This is a genomic window from Halomonas alkalicola, from assembly GCF_030704205.1.
Lineage (GTDB): Bacteria > Pseudomonadota > Gammaproteobacteria > Pseudomonadales > Halomonadaceae > Halomonas > Halomonas alkalicola.
Window position 1 is genome coordinate 2,767,465 of sequence record NZ_CP131913.1, and the last position, 22,729, is coordinate 2,790,193.

20 protein-coding genes and 1 riboswitch are annotated in these 22,729 nt (G+C 66.9%); of the genes, 14 read left to right on the top strand and 6 right to left on the bottom strand.

Going from position 1 to position 22,729, the window contains the following annotated elements:
- The first annotated feature begins 6 nt into the window (after window positions 1-6).
- From B6N23_RS13125 to B6N23_RS13145, 5 genes are all read left to right on the top strand, one after another.
- The gene (locus B6N23_RS13125; RefSeq protein WP_110069539.1) at window positions 7-567 is read left to right on the top strand and encodes a TRAP transporter small permease; all 561 of its coding nucleotides are present in this window, start codon (window positions 7-9) and stop codon (window positions 565-567) included.
- Window positions 564-1,829, top strand: coding sequence for a TRAP transporter large permease (locus tag B6N23_RS13130; RefSeq protein ID WP_305499619.1), 1,266 nt, complete (start codon window positions 564-566; stop codon window positions 1,827-1,829). The genes B6N23_RS13125 and B6N23_RS13130 overlap by 4 nt, the downstream gene beginning before the upstream one ends.
- A gap of 127 nt (window positions 1,830-1,956) precedes the next feature.
- Window positions 1,957-2,370 (top strand): type VII toxin-antitoxin system MntA family adenylyltransferase antitoxin, encoded by a 414-nt coding sequence (gene mntA / locus B6N23_RS13135; RefSeq protein ID WP_169959195.1) that lies wholly within the window; start codon window positions 1,957-1,959, stop codon window positions 2,368-2,370.
- Window positions 2,355-2,774: a type VII toxin-antitoxin system HepT family RNase toxin gene (hepT, locus tag B6N23_RS13140; protein WP_305499623.1), complete on the top strand. Its 420-nt coding sequence runs from the start codon at window positions 2,355-2,357 to the stop codon at window positions 2,772-2,774. Before mntA ends, hepT begins: the two co-directional genes overlap by 16 nt.
- 91 nt (window positions 2,775-2,865) lie before the next feature.
- The gene (locus tag B6N23_RS13145) at window positions 2,866-4,356 is read left to right on the top strand and encodes a protein adenylyltransferase SelO (RefSeq protein WP_305499625.1); all 1,491 of its coding nucleotides are present in this window, start codon (window positions 2,866-2,868) and stop codon (window positions 4,354-4,356) included.
- Window positions 4,357-4,456: 100 nt separating this feature from the next.
- On the opposite strand, the gene katG is transcribed toward B6N23_RS13145, so the two are convergent.
- Complete coding sequence (katG, locus tag B6N23_RS13150) at window positions 4,457-6,625, bottom strand: catalase/peroxidase HPI (protein WP_302139452.1); 2,169 nt, start codon at window positions 6,623-6,625, stop codon at window positions 4,457-4,459.
- Between the two features lie 370 nt (window positions 6,626-6,995).
- On the opposite strand from katG, the gene B6N23_RS13155 reads away from it, so the two are divergent.
- On the top strand, window positions 6,996-8,963 hold the full coding sequence (locus tag B6N23_RS13155; RefSeq protein WP_369424644.1) for a sensor domain-containing diguanylate cyclase: 1,968 nt from the start codon (window positions 6,996-6,998) through the stop codon (window positions 8,961-8,963).
- Between the two features lie 9 nt (window positions 8,964-8,972).
- Here B6N23_RS13155 and B6N23_RS13160 read toward each other — a convergent pair whose 3' ends face one another.
- Complete coding sequence (locus tag B6N23_RS13160; protein ID WP_305499633.1) at window positions 8,973-9,917, bottom strand: LysR family transcriptional regulator; 945 nt, start codon at window positions 9,915-9,917, stop codon at window positions 8,973-8,975.
- A 219-nt stretch (window positions 9,918-10,136) separates the two neighbouring features.
- Between B6N23_RS13160 and B6N23_RS13165 the strand changes: the two genes are divergently transcribed.
- Window positions 10,137-11,636, top strand: a complete 1,500-nt coding sequence (locus B6N23_RS13165) for a CoA-acylating methylmalonate-semialdehyde dehydrogenase (RefSeq protein WP_305499635.1) — start codon at window positions 10,137-10,139, stop codon at window positions 11,634-11,636.
- A 107-nt stretch (window positions 11,637-11,743) separates the two neighbouring features.
- Here B6N23_RS13165 and B6N23_RS13170 read toward each other — a convergent pair whose 3' ends face one another.
- Window positions 11,744-12,496 carry an IS5 family transposase gene (locus B6N23_RS13170; protein WP_305499637.1) on the bottom strand — a complete coding sequence of 251 codons (753 nt, stop codon included), beginning with the start codon at window positions 12,494-12,496 and terminating at the stop codon, window positions 11,744-11,746.
- Between the two features lie 105 nt (window positions 12,497-12,601).
- Here B6N23_RS13170 and B6N23_RS13175 point away from each other — a divergent pair, with 105 nt between their 5' ends.
- From B6N23_RS13175 to B6N23_RS13195, 5 genes are all read left to right on the top strand, one after another.
- Window positions 12,602-14,449 carry a sensor domain-containing diguanylate cyclase gene (locus tag B6N23_RS13175; RefSeq protein WP_305499639.1) on the top strand — a complete coding sequence of 616 codons (1,848 nt, stop codon included), beginning with the start codon at window positions 12,602-12,604 and terminating at the stop codon, window positions 14,447-14,449.
- 110 nt (window positions 14,450-14,559) lie between these two features.
- Window positions 14,560-15,147, top strand: a complete 588-nt coding sequence (locus B6N23_RS13180; protein ID WP_302139436.1) for a peroxidase-related enzyme — start codon at window positions 14,560-14,562, stop codon at window positions 15,145-15,147.
- Window positions 15,148-15,217: 70 nt separating this feature from the next.
- Window positions 15,218-15,973 (top strand): HNH endonuclease, encoded by a 756-nt coding sequence (locus tag B6N23_RS13185; RefSeq protein ID WP_305499644.1) that lies wholly within the window; start codon window positions 15,218-15,220, stop codon window positions 15,971-15,973.
- Window positions 15,974-16,068: 95 nt separating this feature from the next.
- A riboswitch (TPP riboswitch) is annotated at window positions 16,069-16,179 on the top strand.
- Entirely contained in the window at window positions 16,169-17,575 is a 1,407-nt protein-coding gene (locus B6N23_RS13190) for a sodium:solute symporter family transporter (RefSeq protein ID WP_305499646.1), read from the top strand. It overlaps the preceding riboswitch by 11 nt.
- Window positions 17,572-18,267, top strand: coding sequence for a TenA family protein (locus B6N23_RS13195; RefSeq protein ID WP_305499648.1), 696 nt, complete (start codon window positions 17,572-17,574; stop codon window positions 18,265-18,267). Before B6N23_RS13190 ends, B6N23_RS13195 begins: the two co-directional genes overlap by 4 nt.
- Before the next feature lie 79 nt (window positions 18,268-18,346).
- Here the strand turns inward: B6N23_RS13195 and B6N23_RS13200 are convergent, their stop codons facing one another.
- Together B6N23_RS13200 and B6N23_RS13205 are read right to left on the bottom strand one after the other, a co-directional pair.
- Window positions 18,347-18,751 carry a helix-turn-helix domain-containing protein gene (locus tag B6N23_RS13200; RefSeq protein WP_305499650.1) on the bottom strand — a complete coding sequence of 135 codons (405 nt, stop codon included), beginning with the start codon at window positions 18,749-18,751 and terminating at the stop codon, window positions 18,347-18,349.
- 2 nt (window positions 18,752-18,753) lie between these two features.
- On the bottom strand, window positions 18,754-19,041 hold the full coding sequence (locus B6N23_RS13205) for a type II toxin-antitoxin system HigB family toxin (protein ID WP_110069551.1): 288 nt from the start codon (window positions 19,039-19,041) through the stop codon (window positions 18,754-18,756).
- Between the two features lie 193 nt (window positions 19,042-19,234).
- Between B6N23_RS13205 and B6N23_RS13210 the strand changes: the two genes are divergently transcribed.
- A complete protein-coding gene (locus B6N23_RS13210) occupies window positions 19,235-21,256 on the top strand; it encodes a diguanylate cyclase (protein WP_305499653.1) in 2,022 nt (673 codons plus the stop codon).
- A gap of 131 nt (window positions 21,257-21,387) precedes the next feature.
- On the opposite strand, the gene B6N23_RS13215 is transcribed toward B6N23_RS13210, so the two are convergent.
- Window positions 21,388-21,750 (bottom strand): DUF5362 family protein, encoded by a 363-nt coding sequence (locus B6N23_RS13215; RefSeq protein WP_305499654.1) that lies wholly within the window; start codon window positions 21,748-21,750, stop codon window positions 21,388-21,390.
- 364 nt (window positions 21,751-22,114) lie between these two features.
- On the opposite strand from B6N23_RS13215, the gene B6N23_RS13220 reads away from it, so the two are divergent.
- Window positions 22,115-22,690 (top strand): OsmC family protein, encoded by a 576-nt coding sequence (locus B6N23_RS13220; RefSeq protein ID WP_062375954.1) that lies wholly within the window; start codon window positions 22,115-22,117, stop codon window positions 22,688-22,690.
- The last annotated feature ends 39 nt before the right edge of the window (window positions 22,691-22,729 follow it).

A 22,729-nucleotide genomic window follows, 5' to 3' on the forward strand; every position in this document is an offset into this window, starting at 1 on the left:
GAGCCGATGCTGTCACGCCTCTCCGACCGCCTGGCCTACCTGGAGGAGATCGCCGCCGCCGCCCTCGCGGCGGCGGTCACCCTGCTGATCCTCGTCAACGTGGCCTTCCGCGCCGCGGGCAGCCCCCTCTATTGGATCAGCGAGCTGGCCATCTACGCCATGATCTGGATGACCTTCCTGATCGCCAGTGCGGTGCTCAAGCGCCGCCAGAGCATCTCGGTCACCCTGGTCAGCGACCTGGTGCCTGGCTTCGGCCATCGGCTGCTGATGGCCGCGGTCGATCTCGCCGTGCTGCTGTTCGCGGTGCTGCTGCTGTGGCTCTGCTGGCGCTGGTACCAGCCGCTGGCCCTGGCCCAGGCGGGCTTCGACTTCCGCGCCTTCCAGGGCGAGACCTTCAACTTCATCTATGCCGAGAACACCTCGACGCTCGGCATCAGGAAGTTCTGGGTGTGGCTGATCGTGCCCTGGTTCGCGCTCTCGCTGACCTTCCACGGCCTGGTCAACCTGGGTGGCGCCCTGCGCGGGCTGCGTGATCCGGGGCAGGCACCCCCGGAGGCGATGCCATGACGGTCGCGATCTTTGCGCTGCTGCTGCTGGGGGCGGTGCCCATCGCGCTCGTGCTGGCGCTGACCGCGATGTTCTACATCCAGGTCTCGGGCAACAGCGTGCTCTTCGACTCCTACCCCCAGCAGCTCTTCGGCGCCATCGAGAGCTACGGGCTGCTGGCGATCCCGCTCTTCATGCTGGCCGGGGAGCTGATGAACGAGGGCGGGGTGACCCGCCGGCTGATCGACCTGGCGCGGCTGCTGGTGGGCGGCTTCCGCGGCGGGCTCGCCTATATCAACCTGGTGGCCAACATGATGATGGCGGCCATCGTCGGCTCGGCCGCCTCGCAGATCGCCATCATGTCGCGGGCCATGGTGCCGGCCATGGAACGGGAGGGCTACAGCCGGCCCTACAGCGCGGCGATCACCGCGGCCGGGGGCCTGCTCTCGCCGATCATCCCGCCCTCGATGCTCTTCGTGCTGTTCGGCGTCATGGCTCAGGTGCCCATCGCCGAGATGTTCATCGCCGGCATCCTGCCGGGCCTGCTGCTGGGCTTCAGTTTCTTCCTGACCATCGCCGTGGTGGGGCTGGTGCAGCAGTACCCCAAGGGGGAGTGGCCGAGCCGCGCCGAGGCGAAGCGGGCGCTGCTCATGGGCCTGCCTGCGCTCTCCATCCCGCTGATCATCATCGGTGGCATCCTGCTGGGGCTGGCCACGCCCACGGAGTCCGCGTCGCTGGCGTCGCTGGCCGCGCTGCTGCTGGGGCGCTTCCTCTATCGCGACCTGAAGTTCGCCATGCTGCCGACGGTGCTCCGGCGCACGGCCGTGAATGCGGGGCTCGTGATCATGCTGATCGCCGCCGCCGGGGTGTTCGGCTGGGTGATCGTCTACGAGCGGCTGCCGCAGATGGCCGCGGCCTGGATCGCCGCGCTGACCACCGATCCCTTCCTGTTCCTGCTGCTGCTGATCGGCGTGCTGCTGCTGGTGGGGATGATCATCGACGGCATCGCCGCGCTGATCCTGGTGGTGCCGATCCTGCTGCCCATCGCCACCCAGCAGTTCGGCATCAGCCCCTACCAGTTCGGGGTGGTGGTCTGCCTGACCCTGGTGCTGGGCCTGCTCACCCCGCCGGTGGGGGCGGGGCTCTATATCGCCTCCTCGATGACCGGGGCCTCGCCGATGCGCATCTTCCGCTCGCTGCTCCCCTTCCTGCTGGCGAGCCTTGTCACCCTGGTGCTGCTGGCCTGGCAGCCCTGGCTGACCACGGCGCTGATCGGGCGCTGAGGGTGGCTTCGATGCGCTACTTGGCTTATCACGACCACCGACAGCGCTGGCAGCGGAGCAGGGAAGGCAGGGTGCTCACCGTCGGGGTACACTGCCTGTAATCGAAGTCATCCCCAGAGGCGACGACATGCAGCCCGTGGTTAACGATGTGGATCGAGAGCTTCACCAGGCGATTCTTCAGGCCCTGGCGCCCTTCGAAGTCGAGCAGGTCGTGCTGTTCGGCTCCCTGGCGGTAGGCAGGGCGCGGCCCGAGAGTGATCTCGACGTCGCCGTGGAGAGCCGCGAGCCCCTGAGCAGCCAGCAGAAGATGGCCATGATCGAGGCGCTGGCGCTGGCGTCGTCGCGTCCCGTGGACCTGGTCGATCTCAGGGCGGCGGGGCAGCCGCTGCTGACTCGGATCGTCACGACCGGCGTTCGTCTCAAGGGCAGCGATACCTGCTGGGCCAGGCTGGTCTATCGCAACATCATCGATAACGAGGACTTCGTGCCTCTCCAGCAGAGGATTCTCAGGGCGAGGCAGGACGCATGGATCAACTCCTGATCAATCAGAAACTCGAGTCGCTGCGCCGCTGTGTCGTGCGGCTGGAGAGTCGCTGCCCCGATACCCTTGAAGCCCTCGAGGCCGATATCGATATTCAGGATATCCTGGCGCTCAACCTCACGCGTGCCGTACAGCTCTGTGTCGATATCGCTGCCCACTGGATTGCGGAGCATCATGACCTGACATCGCCCATTACCATGGGGCAGAGCTTCGAAGTGCTGGCCGAACGAGGCGTCATCAGTAGAGAACTTGCCGACAACATGAGGAAGTCGGTCGGATTTCGCAATATCGTGGTGCACAACTACGAAGCCGTTAACTGGCAGGTGGTTTTCTCCATCTGCCAGGAACACCTCGGCCAGTTCAAGCAGTTTGCCCGCACCTTCATGGACCCCACCGTGCGCTGAACGCTGCCTCCTATGGCGGCGATAGGTCGAAAGGGAGAATCCCGAGCGTTATACTCGGGTATTCACGCCCCTCGCCGCGACCGGAGTTGCCATGTTCCCCGAGTTCACCCTGCGCTACGTTCGCCTGCCGGAACACTTCTATATCCGCTTCGACCCCGTGCCGGTGCCCGCGCCGCGGCTGGTGGCCTTCAACCGGCCGCTGGCCGAGGAACTCGGCTTCGATCTCGATGCCTTCGACGAGGCGCGCGCCGCCGAGTGGTTCTCCGGCAACGCCGTGCCGCCCGGCGCCGAGCCCATCGCCCAGGCCTACGCCGGCCACCAGTTCGGCCACTTCAACCCGCGCCTCGGCGACGGCCGGGCGGTGCTGCTCGGCGAGGTGACCGACCGCGACGGGCGGCTGCGCGACGTCCAGCTCAAGGGCGCCGGCATGACGCCCTTTTCCCGAGGCGCCGACGGTCGTGCTCCCCTCGGGCCGGTGCTGCGCGAGTACCTGGTGAGCGAGGCGATGCATCGCCTCGGCGTGCCCACCACCCGGGCGCTGGCCGCGGTGACCAGCGGCGAGCGGGTCTTCCGCCGAGTGCCGGAGCCCGGTGCGGTGCTGACCCGGGTGGCGTCGAGCCACCTGCGGGTGGGCACCTTCCAGTACTTCGCCGCCCGGGGCGAGCATGAGGCGGTGCGCACCCTGGCCGACCTGGCCATCGAGCGACACTATCCTCAGCTTGAGGGCCTGGAAGAGGGAGAGCGCTACGCGGCGTTGCTGGAGGCGGCAGTCGGGCGCCAGGCGGCGCTGGTGGCGAAGTGGATGGGGCTCGGCTTCATTCACGGGGTGATGAACACCGACAACTGCGCGATCTCCGGCGAGACCATCGACTACGGCCCCTGCGCTTTCATGGAGGCCTATGATCCTGCGACGGTGTTCAGCTCCATCGACGAGCAGGGGCGCTACGCCTATCGCAACCAGCCCTGGCTCGCCCTGTGGAACCTGGCGCGGCTGGCCGAGGCGCTGCTGCCGCTGATCGATGCGGACCAGCAGCGCGCCGTTGAGCGGGCCACGGCGCTGGTCGAGGCCTTCGAGCCGCGCTATGGGGCCGAGTGGCTGGCGGTCTTTCGCGAGAAGCTGGGGCTTGTTCAGGAGGAGGCGGGCGACCGCGAGCTGGTCGAGGGCCTGCTGGAAGCACTGCAGGCCGGCCGGGCCGACTTCACCCTGGCCTTCCGTCGCCTGAGTGAAGCGGTTGAAGAGGGTGAGGCGGTGGAGGACGACGCCCCCGCGCTGCTGGCGCTGTTCGAGAACGACGCGGCCCTGCGGAAGTGGCTGCCGCGCTGGCGCGAGCGTCTGGCTCGGGAAGGTGTCGGCAGGGAGGAGATCGCCGCGCGCCTGAACGCCGTCAATCCGCTCTATATCCCCCGCAACCACCTGGTGGAGAGGATGATCGCGGCCGCCGCCGAGCAGGATGACTTCGGCCCCTTCGAGGCCCTGCGCCAGGTGCTGGCCGAGCCCTTCACCGAGCAGCCGGGTCGGGAAGAATACGCCCAGCCGGCGCCGTCCACCGAGCGGGTCTTCCGCACCTTCTGCGGGACCTGAGCCGCAACGGAATACCCTGCATCAAAAAAGACGCCCGGGAAAGCCCGGGCGTCTCTGTGGGTGACGGCGTGGCCGGGGCTCCCCGGCCAGCGCTTGCGCGTTACGCGACGTCGAAGCGGTCGGCGTTCATCACCTTGGTCCAGGCGGCAACGAAGTCCTTCACGAACTTCTCCTGGTTGTCATCCTGGGCGTAGAGCTCGGCGTAGGCGCGCAGGATGGAGTTGGAGCCGAATACCAGGTCGACGCGGGTCGCGGTGAACTTGGTGCTGCCGCTCTTGCGGTCCACGATGTTGTACGAGTTCTTGCCGGTGGGCTCCCAGCGGTTCGCCATGTCGGTCAGGTTGACGAAGAAGTCGTTGGTCAGCTGGCCCACGCGATCGGTGAAGACCCCGTGCTGGCTGCCGCCGTGGTTGGTGCCCAGCACCCGCATGCCGCCCAGCAGCACGGTCATCTCCGGCGCGGTCAGGCCCATCAGCTGGGCGCGGTCGAGCAGCATCTCCTCCGGCTTGACCACGTAATCCTTCTTCTGCCAGTTGCGGAAGCCATCGGCCAGCGGCTCCAGCGGCTCGAAGGATTCGGCGTCGGTCATCTCGTCGGTGGCATCGCCGCGTCCCTTCAGGAAGGGCACGTGGACGTCATGGCCCGCGGCCCTGGCGGCCTGCTCGATGCCCAGGTTGCCGCCCAGCACGATCACGTCGGCGATGCTGGCACCGGTCTCGGCAGAGATCTGCTCGTAGACCTTCAGCACCTTGGCCAGTCGCGCAGGCTCGTTGCCTTCCCAGTCCTTCTGGGGCGCCAGGCGGATGCGTGCACCGTTGGCGCCGCCGCGCATGTCGGAGCCGCGGAAGGTCCGGGCGCTGTCCCAGGCGGTGCAGACCAGTTCTTCGAGGGAGAGGCCGGCCTCGGCGATCTTCTCCTTGACCACCTCCTCGATGTAGTTGGTCTCGCCCTGGGGCACCGGGTCCTGCCAGATCAGGTCCTCGGCCGGGACTTCCGGACCGATGTAGCGGGACTTCGGCCCCATGTCACGGTGGGTCAGCTTGAACCAGGCGCGGGCGAAGCAGTCCTTGAAGTACTCCGGATCCGCCATGAACTTTTCGCAGATGGCGCGGTACTTCGGATCCATCTTCATCGCCATGTCGGCGTCGGTCATGATGGGGTTGTGGCGCTTGGAGGGATCGGTGGCATCGACCGGCTTGTGCTCCTCCTTGATGTCGATCGGCTCCCACTGCCAGGCGCCGGCGGGGCTCTTCTTGAGCTCCCACTCATAGCCGAACAGCAGATCGAAGTAGCCCATGTCGAACACGGTGGGGTTGGTGGTCCAGGCCCCCTCGATGCCCGATGTGACGGCATTGGCCGCCTTGCCGTCCATGTGCGGGTTGAGCCAGCCGAAGCCCTGGTTTTCCACGTCTGCGCCTTCCGGCTCCGGGCCCAGTGCCCCGGCATCGCCGTTGCCGTGGGTCTTGCCGACGGTGTGGCCGCCGGCGGTCAGCGCCGCGGTCTCCTCGTCGTTCATCGCCATGCGGGCGAAGGTGACGCGCACCTGTTCGGCGGTCTTGAGCGGGTCGGGCTGGCCGTTGACCCCCTCCGGGTTCACGTAGATCAGCCCCATCTGCACCGCGGCCAGCGGGTTCTCCATGGTGTCGGGCTTGTCGACGTTCTCGTAGCGGCTATCCGAAGGTGCCAGCCACTCCTTCTCGGCGCCCCAGTAGATGTCCTTCTCGGGGTGCCAGATGTCCTCGCGGCCGTAGGAGAAGCCGAAGGTCTTGAAGCCCATGGACTCGTAGGCCACGTTGCCGGCCAGGATGAAGAGGTCGGCCCAGCTGATCTTGTTGCCGTATTTCTTCTTGAGCGGCCAGAGCAGGCGGCGTGCCTTGTCCAGGTTGCCGTTGTCGGGCCAGGAGTTGATAGGAGCGAAGCGCTGGTTGCCGGTGCCGCCGCCGCCACGGCCGTCGGCCAGGCGATAGGTGCCCGCCGCGTGCCAGGCCATGCGGATCATCAGGCCGCCGTAGTGACCCCAATCGGCCGGCCACCACTCCTGGCTGTCGGTCATCAGCGCATGCATGTCCTGCTTCAGCGCCTCAAAGTCGAGCTTCTTGACCTCTTCGCGATAGTCGAAATCCTCGCCCATCGGATTGGTCTTGCGATCATGCTGGTGGAGGATGTCCAGGTTCAGGGATTCCGGCCACCAGGCGACAACATCCGCCTTCTCCTGCGTGTTGGACCCGTGCATCACCGGGCACTTGCCTGTGTTCTGCTGATCACCCATGTCGCACTCCATCTTGGCTGCTGTGAGCTTGGCTGTGTTTCGGGAATAGCCATCCTTGTATAGACGATGACTTCCCGGGGGGACAATGAGCCATATCAACCATCGCCAACTTTGCGGGCGCGACGGCCGCGGCTCCCTGTCCGGATCACCCCTAACCTACTCCTAGGAGATCCATTAGCACAATGCGGCATTGTCGACCGCGGCGATAGCCAATCTCAATCGGCGGGCGGCAGCGGAGCTGCTACGTCTGGCGCGGTCCGTCAGGCCTCGGGAAAGTGAAGCCCGCACGGCGAATGTTGTAACATGCCCCCAAATTGTGACATTGGTTGTCATTCGGGGCAGCGCCGAGGGAAGGTTGCGAAAAGGGTTGGTGCCATGGAGTTTCTGGCGGCCGCTGCAGACGCTGCAGGGCCGTCTTCTTGCAGGGCTGGTGGTGACCTGGCTGGTCATCATCGCCCTGCTGTTGGCCGTGGCCTGGGGCATGGGCCAGACCCTGGCCCGCGACGCCAACCATGCCCACCTGGGCTACCAGGCCGAGATGCTCAGCCGGGGCCTGCAGGATCGTCTTGATCAGCGCTTCGCGGCGCTCAAGCATCTCGCCGGCCAACTGGGCGACGAGAGCGGTGAGCCGGCCGTCGAACAGCTCCGGGCGAACCGCAGCCTGCTGGCCCACTTCGAGGGCGTCATGGTGAGCGACGCCGAGGGTCGTGTGGTCGCCGACCTGCCCGAGGTCCCGGGCCGCGTGGGGCTCGAGACCGCCCATACCGAGTACTTCCAGATGCTGCGCCACTCGCCCTGGCCCTACGTGAGCCGGCCCTTCGTCGGGCGTGCCAGCGGGGAGCCACTGGTGCTGATGCTGGTGCCCCGCTTCACGGGCGAGGGCGAGTTCGCCGGAGTGGTGGGCGGCATGCTCAACCTGGCCCATGGCCAGTTCTTCCGCAGCATCGCCTCGCTCTCCTTCGAGCACCAGGGGCACGTGGCGATCTTCACCGCCAAGGGAAACCCCCTCTTCGTGCCGGGTGACCTGGCGGGGGCGGTCGATGATCTGAGCCGGCTCGATCCACCGGACTTTCAGCTGGCGCTGGATGGCTGGCAGGGGGAGACCCGCCACGAGCTTCAGGGCGATACCCTGCTGGTGGCCTACCGCCAGGTGTGGGATGCCGACTGGGTGGTGGCCATGATGATGCCTGGCCGTTCGGTGCTGGCCCCGCTGCAGGCCTTCCTGAAGCAGCTATGGTGGACCTGGCTGGTGGCCGCACTGCTGCTGTTGGCGCTGACCCGCTGGTGGGTGGGTCGTCAGCTCGCGCCGCTGCACCGCCTTGAGGGCCAGATCGGCGAGGTGAGCGCCGGCAAGCGTCAGCGCCTGTTGCTCTCCACCGACCTGCAGGAGCTGCGCCAGGTCTCGGCGACCTTCAACCGCCTGGAGCACGAGCGCAGCGAGGTGCTGCATCGGCTGCGGGAGCGCGAGGCCTTCCTGAATGCCGTGCTGGGCTCGACCCCGACCGGCATGTTCGTGGCCAATCTCGAGGGCGAGATCACCTACCTCAACCCCGCCCTGGTGGCCATGCTGGGGCTCGCGCCGGACACCACCACCGCAGCCGTGCTCGAGCGTGTCCATGAGGACGACCGCGAGGGGGCCCTGGACCTCTGGCAGCATGCCCTGGCCCGGCGGGACGACTTCCTGCGGCAGCTGCGCATGCATGACGCCCGCGGCGAGCTGCTGTGGCTGGAGGTGCACGCCAGCCCGGTGGGGGGCGGCGAGGCGCCGCTCGGCATCGTCGGGGTGGTCAAGGACATCACCGAACGCCGCCACGAGGAGGCCCTGCGGCGCTGGGAGGCGGAGCACGACCCGCTGACCGGCCTGCTCAACCGCCGCGGCTTTGAGCGCCGCCTCGAGGAGGCGCTGGCCGACTTCACCAAGACCGGCACGCCCTCGGCCCTGATCCTCTTCGACCTGGACCACTTCAAGTCCGTTAACGACAACGGTGGCCATGCCCTCGGCGACGAACTGCTGCGGCGCTTGGCCCAGGTGGTGGCCTGGGAGGTGCGCCGCAGCGATCACCTGGCGCGCCAGGGAGGCGACGAGTTCGGCCTGCTGCTGCCGAGCTGCACCCTGAGCCAGGCCAGGACCATTGCCGAAACCGTCAGGAAGGTGGTGAGCCAGGTGAGCGTCAGCCACGAGGGCCGAGAGTACTTCGTGACCGCCAGCATCGGCCTGACCGTGTTCCAGGAGGGCGATGATGCCATCGAGACGGTGCTGGCGCGCGCCGACGCCGCCAGCTACGCCTCCAAGCGCCAGGGGCGCAACGGTGTAGTGGTGCACGCCGAGGAGGCCTGATCTGCGGCCTCAGCCCACGGCGGTCGGTATCTCGAGCTCGCGGGCCTCGCCCATCAGGAAGTCGCGGTTGGCCTCCAACGCCTCGCGCAGAAAGTCCCACAGCAGGCGTACCCGGGCCAGCTGGCGCTGTTCCTGGCGGGCGGTGATCCAGAACTGGCGCACGACCTCCACCTCGTCATCCAGCACGCTGGTCAGGGCGGTGTCCGTCTCGGCCATGAAACAGGGCAGCACGGCAAGTCCGATGCCGTGGCGGGCGGCCACGTGCTGGGTGGTGACGCTGGTGCTGCGCAGGGGGAAGTGGGGCGGCGGGTCCACCACCGCCGGGTCGAGCAGCGGCGCCAAGTAGCCGAGCTGCTCGCTGAAGATGAGGTCATCCACATAGCCGATCAGCCGGTGCCGGCCAAGCTCCGCGAGCCGCTGCGGCGTGCCGTGGCGCTCGAGGTACCCCTCGCTGGCGTAGAGCCGCAGCCGGTAGTCGCACAGCCGCGAGATCACCAGCCCCGGGCTCACCGGGCGCTCCACGGTGATGGCGAGATCCGCCTCGTGGCGGCTCAGATTGACCACCCGGGGCAGGGCGAGCAGGTCCAGGGTGACCCCCGGGTGGCGCTTGCAGAAGGCCGAGAGCAGCGGGGCGATCACCCAGGTGCCGAAGCCCTCGGTCACCCCCAGGCGGATCTGGCCGCTGATCTGGTGGTTCTTGTCAGTCAGGCTCTCGCCGGCCTCGAAGGCGTGGCGCGCCATCTCCTCGGCGTGGGCGAGCAGCTGCTGGCCCGCCTCGGTGAGGTGGTAGCCGTGGGTGCTGCGCTCGAAGAGCTGGGCGTTGAGCTTCTGCTCGAAGCGCCGGGTGCGCCGCGACAGGGTAGAGTGGTCGAGCCCCAGGCGGCGGGCGGCATCGGTGAGCCGCTGGCTGCGGGCAACCTCGAGAAAGATCTGGATATCCTGCCAGTCGAGCATGGGGGCCTCGCCGAAGATGGGAGTCGGGTTTGCTTGTGCATGAATGCACAAACAATGTGCCCGAGTGCCCGTTGTCACACCATCCGACCTCTGGATAGACTCGTTTCTATCACCTTCCGTGTTTTTATACACACAAAGTCTAATGCCAGGGTGATCCACGGCAACGTCAACAACAAGCCGATCCCCCGGGCAGCGACAGCACAGAGAGGAGCACGCCCCATGTCAGTCCGCGAAATCCCCATGATCATCGACGGCCAGCCCGTCCAGTCCCAGAGCCAGGAGTGGCGCGACGTGGTCAACCCGGCCACCCAGGAGGTGGTCGCCCGGGTGCCGTTCTGCACCGCGGAGGAGGTGGAGCGCGCCGTGGCCAGCGCCAAGGAGGCCTTCAAGGAGTGGCGCAAGGTGCCGCTGGGCAAGCGCATGCGCATCATGCTCAAGCTGCAGGCGCTGATCCGCGAGCACACCGACGAGCTGGCCGCGCTGATCACCGAGGAGCACGGCAAGACCCTGCCCGACGCCGTGGGCGAAGTGGGCCGCGGCCTGGAGGTGGTGGAGCACGCCTGCTCGATCACCAGCCTGCAGCTGGGCGAGCTGGCCGAGAACGCGGCAAGCGAGGTGGACGTCTACACCATGCACCAGCCGCTGGGCGTGGGCGCCGGCATCACCGCCTTCAACTTCCCGATCATGCTGCCCTGCTTCATGTTCCCGCTGGCCATCGCCACCGGCAACACCTTCGTGCTCAAGCCCTCCGAGCAGGACCCCACCTCCACCATGCGCCTGGTCGAGCTGGCCCACGAGGCGGGCATCCCCGCCGGCGTGCTCAACGTGGTCCACGGTGGCCCGGACGTCGCCAACCAGATCGCCGACCATAGCGACATCAAGGCGCTCTCCTTCATCGGCTCCACCCACGTGGGCTCGCTGCTCTACAACCGCGCCGCCGCCGCCGGCAAGCGCATGCAGTCGATGATGGGCGCCAAGAACCACTGCGTGATCATGCCCGATGCCAACCGCAGCCAGGCCATCAACAACCTGCTCGGCTCCGCCTATGGCGCCGCCGGCCAGCGCTGCATGGCCAACTCCGTGGTGGTGCTGGTGGGCGAGGCCCGCGAGTGGCTGGAGGATATCGTCGAGGGCACCCGCAGCATGAAGGTGGGCCCCGGCACCCAGACCGACGCCGACCTCGGCCCGCTGGTCTCTCCCCAGGCCAAGGAGCGCGTCGAGCGGCTGATCACCGCCGGAGAGAAGGAGGGCGCGAAGCTGCTGGTGGACGGCCGCGGCTACCAGGTCGAGGGCTACCCGAACGGCAACTTCGTCGGCCCGACCCTGTTCGCCGACGTGACCCCGGAGATGAGCATCTACCGCGAGGAGATCTTCGGCCCGGTGCTCTGCGTGGTGACCGTCGAGACCCTGGACGAGGCGATCGAGTTCATCAACGCCAACCCCAACGGCAACGGCACCTCCATCTTCACCAACTCCGGCTGGGTGGCGCGCCGCTTCGAGACCGACATCGACGTGGGCCAGATCGGCATCAACGTGCCGATCCCGGTGCCGGTCGCCTACTTCAGCTTCACCGGCTCCCGGGCCTCCAAGCTGGGTGACCTGGGCCCCAACGGCAAGCAGGCGATCGCCTTCTGGACCCAGACCAAGACCGTCACCGCCCGCTGGTACGAGCCGGAGAACGTCTCCAGCGGCATCAACAGCACCATCTCCCTGAGCTGATCCTTCCGCTCGGTAACGACAGGGCCCTGCCTCGAGAGAGGCGGGGCCCTGTGCGTTGATGGCCTTCGACCGGACGGTCAGGCAGAACTGCTAGGGAGCGTTAACAATTAGGCCAGCCATATGACGGCGGATACAAGGTTGAGTAGCGACTGGTAGTTTCTCGCCAGTCGCTCATAGCGTGTTGCCAGCCGCCTGAACTGCTTGATTTTCTGGAAGAACCTTTCTACCAGGTTGCGATCCTTGTAACAGTGCCAATCTATCTCGGGGCATTCCAAGCGATTCTTTCTCGGCGGAATCACCGGCTCGGCGCCCACCGCTCGAATGATGTCCCTCAAAGCGGTGGAATCATACCCCTTGTCGCCAAGCACCGCCGCTGGAGAAAAGCCCGCCAGTAACGCTGGGGCGGCTCCGTACTCAGACGCTTGGCCCGGTGTGAGGATTAGCCGTACCGGGTTGCCGAGGGCATCGACCGCCGCGTGGATCTTGGTGCTCAATCCCCCACGCGATTTCCCCATGGCTTCGGTGCTCTGAGCCGTTTTTTTGCCGCCCCATGCTGATGAACTTTTGACGATACTGCCATCTATCATCAGCTGCTCCATGTCGGGATCATCGGCTAATGTGTCGATAACCTGCTGCCAGACCCCCTTCTTAGACCACCGGTTATAGCGCATGTAGACAGTGTGCCAGCGACCGAAGGCGTCGGGCAGATCACGCCAGGGAGCGCCTGTCCGGGCGATCCACAGGACGGCTTCCACGAACAAGCGATTGTCCTTGGCCGTCACCCCGCGATCTGAAGCTTTGCCGGGGAGCATGTGCTCGATGCGCTCCCATTGGTCATCACGTAGCATTAGCCGAGGCATAGATCACCGAAAAATGCTGATATTCTAAATCAGCCCGATCTCCATCGGCAATTGTTAACGCACCCTAGAGTGCAGGCATCGTACGGATACGATACCGGAGCTCTCGTGACTCGCCCGTTTCCCCACCTGCCGTCGGCCCTGGCCGCCTGGCTGCTGCTTGCCTGCCTGCTGGCCTCGCCGGCCCGGGCCGCGCTCGATGTTGCCGACCCTTTCGATGGGCTCAACCTGGGCCCGCAGGTGCAGCTGCTGGAGGATGTCGATCGCGAGTTCACCATAGCCGACCTGCTCTCCCGGGATGATGACCTGCCCTGGCGGTCCTCAGAGCAGGAGACCCTCAACTTCAGCTTCTCCGACTCTGCCTGGTGGCTGCAGGTGGAGCTCGTCAACGCCAGCGAGGCGCCGTTGAGACGCCTGCTGGAGCTGGCCATGCCGCTGCATGACTATCTGGACGCCTGGGTGGTCGACGAGGGGGGGGAGGTGGTCGCCGAATGGCAGACCGGCAACCGGCGTGCCTTCGACACGCGCCCGGTGGCCCACCGCACCTTCGTGCTGCCCATCGTGCTGCCGCCCGGCGAGACGCGCCGCGTGATCCTGCGGTTGGATACCCACGATGGCCTCTTCGATGCCACGCCGCTCTACCTGCTGAGCGACGCCAGTTTCCTGCAGAAGGCCCAGCGCGAACTGATGGCCTTCAGCCTCTACTTCGGCGCCCTGCTGGCGCTGATGATCTTCAATCTGCTGCTGTTCCTGGCTATCCGGGAGCGCAGCCTGCTGCATTATGTGGTCTACCTCGGCACCTTCTTCGTGCTGATGTTCGCGGCGCGGGGCTTTGCCTACCAGTACTGGTGGCCGAACTGGCCGACCTTCAACAACCAGATGCTGCCGCTGACCATCGGGCTCTTCGCCGTCACCCTGGCCAGTTTCAGCAGCAGCTACCTCAACCTGCGCCGGCACGCGCCGCGACTGTCATGGGGGCTGCACGGGGTGGCGGGCCTGTGCCTGGCGAGTGCGCTGCCGGCGCTGCAGGGGCACTACGCTCCGGTGTTCCGCGTCATGATCCCCGCCGCCATCCTGCTCTCCCTGTTGATGCTCTCCGTGGCCGTGTGGCGCAGCTGGCTGGGCGACCGCCTGGCACAGATCTTCCTTGTGGCCTGGTGTGTGCTGCTGGTGGGGATCGCGCTCTACTTCCTGCGCGTGGCCGGGGTACTGCCCTATAACGTCTTCACCGAGTACGCCGTGCAGGCGGGCTCGGGCATCGAGTTCCTGCTGCTGGCCTTCGGGCTGGCCTACAAGATCAACCTGCTCAAGAACGAGAAGCTCGCCGCCGAGCGGGCCACCCATGAGCTGCAGCGCTCGCACAACCAGCGGCTGGAGGCCGAGGTGGATGAGCGCACCCGTGAGCTCGAAGCCGCCAACCAGCGGCTCGCCGCCATGGCCCGCACCGACCCCTTGACCGGGCTGCTCAACCGCCGCCAGTTCCATGAGCTCGTTGATGCGGAGCTCCTGCAGCGTCGCCGCAGCGGCCGGGCGCTGCTCTTCGCCGTGATGGATATCGATGCCTTCAAGGCCTACAACGACACCTACGGCCATCAGGCCGGTGACGAGGTGCTCAGGCGTGTCTCCGCGCTGCTGCAGCAACATTTCCGCCGCGCTGGCGACCGTCTGTTCCGCCTGGGCGGCGAGGAGTTCGGCCTGCTGCTGGAGGTCGATACTCTGGACCAGGGCCGGCATGTCATGGAGGCCTTCCGTCAGTCGTTGGAGGACCTCGCCATTCCCCACGTGCAGGCAGAGGGCGGAGTGGTCACCGCCTCCTTCGGGCTGGTCTGCTGCAATGACTTCCAGAGGGTGCCGGATGCCGAACGGCTCTACCGGGAGGCCGACGAGGCGATGTACCAGGCCAAGGACCGCAATCGCAACCGGGTGATGACCCGGGCCATCCTCGGCGAGACGTGAGCGGCGCTCGTGGCGCTCGTGGCGCTTGCGACGATCGTCCGCATGGACAGTCACTTGACGCTGACGTTAACTGGAGGTTTCCAACAACAACCACAACGCCAGGAGCCATCATGACCGCGCCCATCAGCCGCTTTCCCATCCCCGAATCGATCCAGGACCTTCCCGAGGACATCCGCGACGCCATGTTGGCGGTGCAGGAGAAGGCCGGCTTCATCCCCAATGTCTTCCTGATGCTGGCCCACCGCCCGGCCGAGTTCCGCGCCTTCTTCGCCTACCACGACGCCCTGATGGAGCGGGAGGCCGACACCCTCACCAAGGCGGAGAAGGAGATGATCGTGGTGGCCACCAGCGCCCGCAACCGGTGCCTCTATTGCGTAGTCGCCCACGGTGCCCTGGTGCGGATCTACAGCAAGGATCCGCTGCTGGCCGACCAGGTCGCCATCAACCACCGCGTCGCTGGCCTCAGCGAGCGCCACCGGGTGATGCTCGACTTCGCCATGCACAGCGGTCTCGAGGTCGGCGAGCTCACCGACGAGTGGCAGACCCGCCTGTTGGAGGTCGGCTTCACCCAGGACGACATCTGGGACATCGGCGCCATCGCCGCCTTCTTCGGCATGTCCAACCGCCTGGTCACCCTCGCCGGCACCCCGCCCAACGAGGAGTTCTACCTGATGGGCCGGGTGCCGCGGGAGAAGTAACGCCGTTGGCATCCAGAAGGGCTGCCGGTACGCTCGAAGATGAAAAGGGGAATGATGCGAGGCATGTTCAGTGGCGGAGCGTAAGGCATGGAGCGACCAAGACAGGCTGCAGGCGCTGGCGCTCTACTGCCGCCTGAGTTTTGGTCAGTTGCATCGTGAGCGGCCCGAGGTCATTCACCTGGCCGAGCAGATGGGGCGCTCTGCCAGCTCGGTGGCCATGAAGCTCTCCAACTACGCGAGCCTCGACCCAGAGGTACGGGCGCTGGGCAAAAAGGGGCTGTCGGGAGCCTCACGCCAGGATCGCCTGCTGTGGGAGCGCTTTATCGCCGACCCGGAGAGCGTCGCCGCCGAGAGTGAGTCGGCCTGGGTAGAACTCGATCCCTTTGGCGATAGCGCCGAGCCAGATGAGGATTACACCGGCAGCGAGGCCTATGCCCTGCAGCGACGGCGTATTGGGCAGTCGCTATTCCGCAAGGCTGTGATGGTGCGCTACGACACGCGATGCGTGATTACCGGGCTTCGTCACGAGGATCTACTGATTGCGAGCCATATCATGCCTTGGCAGGCGCGCCCAGAGTCTCGCCTCGATCCCGCCAATGGGCTCTGCCTCAACGCGCTCCATGACCGCGCCTTCGATAAGGGACTGCTGGCCATCGACGACCGGGACCGCATTCGCATCTCTCCTGAGCTGACCGGCGCGGCCCCCAACGGCCAGCTCAAGGCGCAGCTCCATGACCTCGAGGGCCAGCCCTTGATCCTGAGCCCTCGCGCCTTTCCAAACCGAGACTATCTCGCCTGGCACTTCCGGGAGTGCTTCCGACGCTGATACCCCCGGCGACCCCTGGCCGCCGGCCCATGGCCTCGCTATGATGCCTCCGGCCCGTCGTGTCGCCGACAGCGGCGGGCCCACACAATTCATTCACTTGTCGCCAGGGGAGTCCCGCCGCATCCGCGGGGGCTGAGAGGGCCAAGCGCCGACCCTGGAACCTGATCCGGTTCATACCGGCGGAGGAAGCGCGACATGCCTTACCTGACGTCTGCCGTGCTCGGCGCGGCGCTCCTGTGCTTTGCCTTTCTGGGCCTGCGGGCCCGCCGGGCCGACGGCCTGCTCGATGACTACGTCACCGCCCGCAACTCCCAGGGCGCCCAGGCCATCGGCCTGTCGTTCCTGGCCTCCAGCATGGGGGCCTGGATCCTCTTCGCGCCGCCGGAGATCGGCGCCTTCGTGGGGCCGGTGGCGCTGGCCGGCTACGCCATCGGCTCGTCGCTGCCCTTTATCGTGCTGGGGCTCTACGGCCCGGCGATCCGTCGCCACCTGCCGGAAGGGCGCAGCATCGGCGAGTTCGCGGAGTCCTGCTACGGCGCCGGGGTGCGGCGCTGGGTCTCCTTCGTCTCGGTGGCCTACATGGCGATCTTCCTGGCCGCCGAGCTCACCGCCATCGGCGCCATCGCCGCGCTGCTCTCCGACGTGCCGCCGGCGCTGGTGATCCTCGGGGTGGCGGTGGTCACACTGGTCTACACCACCCTGGGCGGGCTGCGGGCGAGCCTCGCCACCGACCGCTGGCAGGCCTGGCTGCTGCTGGCCCTGCTGGTGCTGGTGGGCGGCGTGGCCTGGTGGTGGCTGCCGCCGATGCCGGCCGAAGCCGTGATGCCCTCCATTCCCACGAGCAGTGCGCTCTCGGTGGCGCTCACCCTAGTGATCGCCGTCACCGCGGCCAACCTCTTCCATCAGGGCTACTGGCAGCGGGTATGGGCCGCCGAGGATGACCGCGCCCTGGCCCGTGGGGCCCTGCTGGGTGGAGCCAGCAGCCTGCTGGTGGTGATGGCCATCGGTGGGCTCGGCATGCTGGCAGCGATGCACGCGCTGCCCCTGGGCGAGCCGCCGATTCCCTTCTTCGCGCTGCTCTCCGCCGCGCCGGCCTGGCTGGGCTTGCCGGCCCTGGTGCTGGCGGTGACCCTGGTGGCCTCCAGCGTCGATACCCTGCAGAACGCCATCGCCTCCATGGCGGTGGCAAGCGTCGGCCGGCGCGGGCTCTCGGTGCGGGCGGCGCGCCTGGTCACGGTGGCGCTGATGCTGCCGGTGGTGTGGGTGGCCCTGCAGGGCTTCTCGGTGCTGCGCCTCTTCCTGATCGCCGATCTCCTGTGCGCCGCCATCCTGCTGCCGGTGCTGCTGGGCCTGTGGCGGCGCATGTCGCCGCTCGCCGCGGTGGCCGGCGGCGTGGCGGGCCTGCTCGGTGCGGTGCTGCCAGGCTGGATCACCCTGGGAAGCCTCTCCGCCGGCGTGCTGGCCGCCACCTTCCCGGACAGCATCCCGACGCTGCCGCCCTTCCTGGGGGCGCTGGTCGCCTCCACGCTGGTGAGCCTGCTGATCGCCTGGCTTCGCCCGGGGGCGAGATTCCAACCGACACTCCAAGGAGATGCCCGATGACGACTCGAGCCGACTGGACCGCCTGGGCGGCGCAGCAGGACGCGCCGCGCCTCACCGACTGGCTGCGCGAGATCAGCGAGCCCGACTGGTCCGCCACCGTGAACCACCCGCTCTTCGACGCCATGGCCGAGGGTCGCCTCGCCGGCACCGACTTCGCCGCCTACATGGTGCAGGACTACGGCTTCGTGGACCCCTTCACCGCGCTGATCGGCTTCGCCATCGGCCGTGCGCCGAGCATGGCCGACCGGGTGGTGCTGGGGCAGTTCATGGGCATGCTGACCAGCGACGAGAACAGCACCTTCCAGCGCACCTTCGAGGCCTTCGCGGTGCCCGCCGCCCAGCGCCAGGCGCCGCACTACCTGCCCGAGACCCGCGCCTTCCAGGTGCTGCTGCGCGAGACCGGTAGCGCCGGCGGCTATGCCGAGATCCTGGCGGCGCTGGTGGTCACCGAGTGGGTCTATCTGGAGTGGGCGCTGCGTATCACACGCGCAGAGGGGCTGCACCCGCTGGTGGGGGAGTGGATCGACCTGCACGACAACCCCGCCTTCCAGGACTTCGTGGCCTGGCTGCGCCAACGCCTGGACGAGGAGGCGGAAGGGCTCGATGACGCCGCCTTCACCCGCATGGCCGAATGCTTCCGCGAGACCATCGCCAGGGAGCGTGCCTTCCACGACGCCGTGATGCCGCGCTGAGCGGGCTGCGCGGGTAGCCGTCGCCATACCCGCCTTGCTTGCGGTGGGCGTTGCTGAGGGGAAGAGGGGAGGCCCACCCTCAGTCGAGAAAGAGGTCGGCGGGTAGCCCGAAGCGCTGGGTCAGGGCCTTGATCTGGCGAACGTTCAGGCGTCGCTTGCCGTTCAGGATCTCCGAGATCACCGATTGGGTGCCGACTTCCGGCAGGCTCGACTGGTCGAGGCTGTGCCACTGCATCAGGTGGCGGAGCATGTCGGCCCCCCTCACCTCAGGCATCGGGCGATGGGCATCGTCATATTCCTCGATGAGGTCACCCATGTGAGAGGCGAGGCTCGCCAGGGGGTGCTCCTCGTCGTCTCCGACCAGCTCCAGCAGCTCATCGAGCGCTGCGACAAGGGCGTCGTAGTCGTCTTCCGTTTCCGGAGCGCTGAGCAGGGGAGCCACGAAGCGCCAGTGGGCGGCCGCCTGTTGGACGATGCTGGTCATGTTCACTCCTTCCAGGTACCCCTGTCGTATTCGGTATGGTCGAGGATGTGCTGGATATAGATCTTCCTGAATCGATAATGCACCACGGCGATGAGACGAATCTTGTTGCCGCCGATATCGAAGACATGCTGCCGGCCGACCTTGTCGGTGGCGGGAAACAGTGCCTTCATCTCGGCAAAGCTGCCGGGCTCGCTCGACTTCATGAGCCGATACCAGGCATCCAGTGCAGAGGCGGCCTGGGGCCATTTCTGCTTGGCTTCCCAGATGCGCTTCTGGGTGATGACATGCATGGCGTCTGTTCTATCGCACTTTGCGATAAAGAGTAGCGGCAAGCTCGTCTTGTGACAAGGTTGACTGGCGCCGACTACCTGCTCCCGCTGAGTCGCCGGGCGGGACGCATCGATTCCTTGCCGACGTTTCAACCGTCGAGACGTGTTTCTGTCTGCCCGCGTTTTGACGGGTAAGAGTGGCGAGGAAAGGTTGATGACAGACCCAGGCGCCGGCGCTCAGGCCGGCTCGTTCGAGGTCCTGGTGCAGGGGCTGCCGGTGCCGGTACTGGTGGTGGACGGGGAGGGCGACATTCTGCTCGCCAATGAGGCGGCACGGGAGCTCTTCGAGGCGGTACCCGGCGCCGAGCAGGCGAGCCTGAGGGGGCTCTGGTCCGACGCGGACTGCCTCAGGATGCGCGAGAGCTGGACGGCACTCGCGCAAGAAGGTCCAGACGGTATTCTTCAAGGGCCCTTTACCACCCTGTCGGGGCAGGTCGTCGCCGAGGTGCGTGCGCGTCGCCTGATGTGGCAGGGCCGGGAGGTGGTGCAGCTGACCCTGACCGCCCCGCCCCGGGGCAGCGAGCTCGAGAAGACCTCTCTCTATCGGGAAATGTTCAGCACCAACCCGGCGGTAAAGCTGCTGATCGACCCTCGCGACGGCCGTATTGTCGACGCCAATCCGGCAGCGGAGGCCTTCTACGGCTACTCCCTGGCGGAGCTCAAGGGCATGAGTATTTCCGATATCAACTGCCTCGCTCCCGACGAGGTTCGGGTGCGGATGGCGGAAGCGCGCGCCTGCGACCAGCTGTTCTTCGAGTTTCGCCACCGTATCGCTTCGGGCGAGCAGCGCGACGTGCATGTCTATACCGGCCCGGTCACGGTCGGTGACCGCCACTACCTGCACTCCATCATCGTCGATGTTACCGACGAGAAGCGCTATCAGGCCGAACTGGCGGTGGACCACGAGCTGTTTCGCCATCTGCCCGTGGGCGTCTTTCGAAACACGCCGGGCCCCGAGGGGCGCTTCGTGACCGTCAACAGGGCCATGCTGGAGATCTTCGAGGCGGCGTCCGAGGAGGCGCTGCTGGCGGTGCCTGTCTCCCGGCTGTACGACGACCCGGAGCAGCGTCGGCGCTTCAGCGAGCTCCTGATGAGCGAAGGCGCGGTCAACCGCCGGCCGCTGAAGATGCGCTCGCTGAAGGGGCGCACGCTCTGGGTGGAGGTGACCGCGCGACGACGCACCGAGCCGGACGGCAGCCCGGTGTTCGATGGCGTTGTGGAGGATGTGACCGCCCGCAAGGAGGCCCAGGTGATCAAGGAGCGTCTGATTCATCTGCTCGACGCCTCGCCGGACTTCGTCTCCATCACCGACGCCGAGCAGCAGATGGTCTACCTCAACCGGGCGGGCCGCAACCTGGTGGGCCGCAACCTGGTGGGCGAGCTGCCGGGAGACCTCTCCGAGGCCATGGCCATCGCCCACCCCGACTGGGCCAGGCGGCTGATCGAGAGGGAGGGAATCCCCTTCGCCCACCGTCACGGCTACTGGTACGCGGAGACGGCGCTGCGCACCGCGGAGGGCGAGCTGCCGGTATCGCAGCTGATCGTTGCCAGGCGCGATGAGCATGGCGAGCTGGACAGCATCGCCACCATCATGCGCGATATCAGCGAGACCAAGCGCTATCAGGCCGAACTCGAGCACCTGGCCGGCCACGACCCCCTCACCGGTGCGGTCAATCGCGGCCGTTTCCTTGCCCTGCTGGAGCGTGAGCGCATCCAGGCGCGGCGGGCCGAGCTCCCCCTGAGCATGGTGATGCTGGACCTCGACCTCGACCACTTCAAGCGCGTCAACGACGGCTACGGCCACAGCGTCGGCGACGATGTGCTGCGAAAGCTGGTGGCGACCTGCAGGGCGCATCAGCGGGAGGGGGATGTGCTGGCGCGCTGGGGTGGCGAAGAGTTCATGCTGATGCTGCCCGATACGCCGCTGTCAGGCGCCATGGCCCTGGCCGAACGGCTGCGCCAGGCCATCGAGACGACGAGTTTCCACCCCGTGCCTCGGGTGACCAGCAGCTTCGGGGTGGCGGAGGTCTCGCCGTACGAGCCGGAGGTCTGCTGGATGAAGCGCCTCGATGCCGCCCTCTATCGCGCCAAGGCCGAGGGGCGCAACCGTCTCTGCAGCGCCGAGCCTTCGCCGTATGAGACGGCGCCAGGTGCAGGCTCCGACCAGGCATCGTGAGCGACGGCGCTCGGCGCCTCGCTCCCCACGTCGAGCCCACCCCTGATACGCAGCGCCCCCGCCGGTTTACCGGCGGGGGCGCTGCGTGATGGGCCGCTGTGGCGTGATGGTCCGCTGCGGGTCGTCAGCCGCTACCAGCTGCCGCCCATCATGCCCATCATGCCGATGGCGCCGAACAGCATGCCGCCTACGGCGATGGCCAGGTAGATCAGGATCAGGACGCCGAAGATGGTGAAGTAGGTCTTGAGCTTGCCGAGTGCGAACTTCATGTCCCGGGAGTCGCCGCTCTCGAAGACCCGCCCGGCGGCGCCCGCCGCCTGCATCAGCACCCAGCCCGCCCAGATCGGAATCCAGGCCACGATCAGGCCGACGATGGAGAGAGCGGTGAGGATGCCCGAGAGGATCAGCATCACGCCGGTGAGCTGCATCCAGAACTTGCCGCGGTAGAGCGGCTCGATCAGGTCGCGCAGAAGTTCCTGAGAGTTGTGGTCCATGTAACGTTCCTTGTCTGGTGGGCGAATGAAGGGGTGCCGCCGTTGCGATTGGCGCCCAGTACTTTAGCAGTCCCGGAGCGCGCTCGCCCCCTTGGCCCGGAGAGGGGGCGCTACCTGTCGCTGATGCCGCTCCTCTCCCTGCACCGCCATGGCTTCTTGGCATGGTGCGTCGCACCAATTGTAGACATTGTCGCCACTCTGTCCGACATTGTCGGGCTTCCCGGGATCGCTCGAGGTCCCTTGCCTGGTTTTCAAGTATCTGAAAATAAGAGACTCAGTAGGGTTTTTGGCATTCCTGGTGCCTGGCTTGCAACTGCTTGGTGAAAACGTTCATCAAGCCATTCGAGACACCCAGGAGAACACCATGAGCCAAGCCGCCGAAGCCACCGTTTCCGCCACCGTTGCCACCACCGGCTCCGACTATCTGCGCCCCATCGACCGTGACGGCCTGCTGGGCTTCGCCGAGAAGGGCCGCAGCAACCCTGCCACCCGGGGCACCAACAAGGTCCACACCGTCACCGAAGGGCAGTACCGCACCATCAGCCACGTCAGCGGGCACCAGGTGGTGGTGGACGAGCCCCTGCACCTGTTCGGCGAAGATACCGCGCCGGCGCCGGGCGAGATCGTGCTCTCCGGCCTGGGCGGCTGCCTGGCGGTGGGCATCACCGCCGTGGCCACCTGGAAGCAGGTCAAGCTGAGCCGCCTGGAGATCTTCCTGGAGGGGGATATCGGCAACCCCGCCGCCTGGGGAGCCGGCGGCGCCGAGAAGCAGCCTCCCGAGATGGGCTTCCAGGAGATCCGCGTCAAGGTGCTGGTCGAGGGCGACGCCAGCCGCGAGGAGCTCGACGAGATCGTCCGGCACGCCAACTTCTACTCCCCGGTGGCCAACACCATGCGTAACCCCATCCCCTTCAGCATCAGCCTGGCGGACCCGGAATAAGCCGCGCGACCGTACCCCTGAACGCCTGCACGGAGAGAT

Coding starts and splice junctions, on each gene's coding strand:
- B6N23_RS13205 (WP_110069551.1), bottom strand. CDS start 19,041: ATGCATGTCATCACCCAGAAGCGCATCTGGGAAGCCAAGCAGAAATGG.
- B6N23_RS13125 (WP_110069539.1), top strand. CDS start 7: ATGCTGTCACGCCTCTCCGACCGCCTGGCCTACCTGGAGGAGATCGCC.
- B6N23_RS13180 (WP_302139436.1), top strand. CDS start 14,560: ATGACCGCGCCCATCAGCCGCTTTCCCATCCCCGAATCGATCCAGGAC.
- hepT (WP_305499623.1), top strand. CDS start 2,355: ATGGATCAACTCCTGATCAATCAGAAACTCGAGTCGCTGCGCCGCTGT.
- B6N23_RS13170 (WP_305499637.1), bottom strand. CDS start 12,496: ATGCCTCGGCTAATGCTACGTGATGACCAATGGGAGCGCATCGAGCAC.
- B6N23_RS13145 (WP_305499625.1), top strand. CDS start 2,866: ATGTTCCCCGAGTTCACCCTGCGCTACGTTCGCCTGCCGGAACACTTC.
- B6N23_RS13210 (WP_305499653.1), top strand. CDS start 19,235: ATGACAGACCCAGGCGCCGGCGCTCAGGCCGGCTCGTTCGAGGTCCTG.
- B6N23_RS13200 (WP_305499650.1), bottom strand. CDS start 18,751: ATGACCAGCATCGTCCAACAGGCGGCCGCCCACTGGCGCTTCGTGGCT.
- mntA (WP_169959195.1), top strand. CDS start 1,957: ATGCAGCCCGTGGTTAACGATGTGGATCGAGAGCTTCACCAGGCGATT.
- B6N23_RS13160 (WP_305499633.1), bottom strand. CDS start 9,917: ATGCTCGACTGGCAGGATATCCAGATCTTTCTCGAGGTTGCCCGCAGC.
- B6N23_RS13165 (WP_305499635.1), top strand. CDS start 10,137: ATGTCAGTCCGCGAAATCCCCATGATCATCGACGGCCAGCCCGTCCAG.
- B6N23_RS13195 (WP_305499648.1), top strand. CDS start 17,572: ATGACGACTCGAGCCGACTGGACCGCCTGGGCGGCGCAGCAGGACGCG.
- katG (WP_302139452.1), bottom strand. CDS start 6,625: ATGGGTGATCAGCAGAACACAGGCAAGTGCCCGGTGATGCACGGGTCC.
- B6N23_RS13220 (WP_062375954.1), top strand. CDS start 22,115: ATGAGCCAAGCCGCCGAAGCCACCGTTTCCGCCACCGTTGCCACCACC.
- B6N23_RS13215 (WP_305499654.1), bottom strand. CDS start 21,750: ATGGACCACAACTCTCAGGAACTTCTGCGCGACCTGATCGAGCCGCTC.
- B6N23_RS13190 (WP_305499646.1), top strand. CDS start 16,169: ATGCCTTACCTGACGTCTGCCGTGCTCGGCGCGGCGCTCCTGTGCTTT.
- B6N23_RS13130 (WP_305499619.1), top strand. CDS start 564: ATGACGGTCGCGATCTTTGCGCTGCTGCTGCTGGGGGCGGTGCCCATC.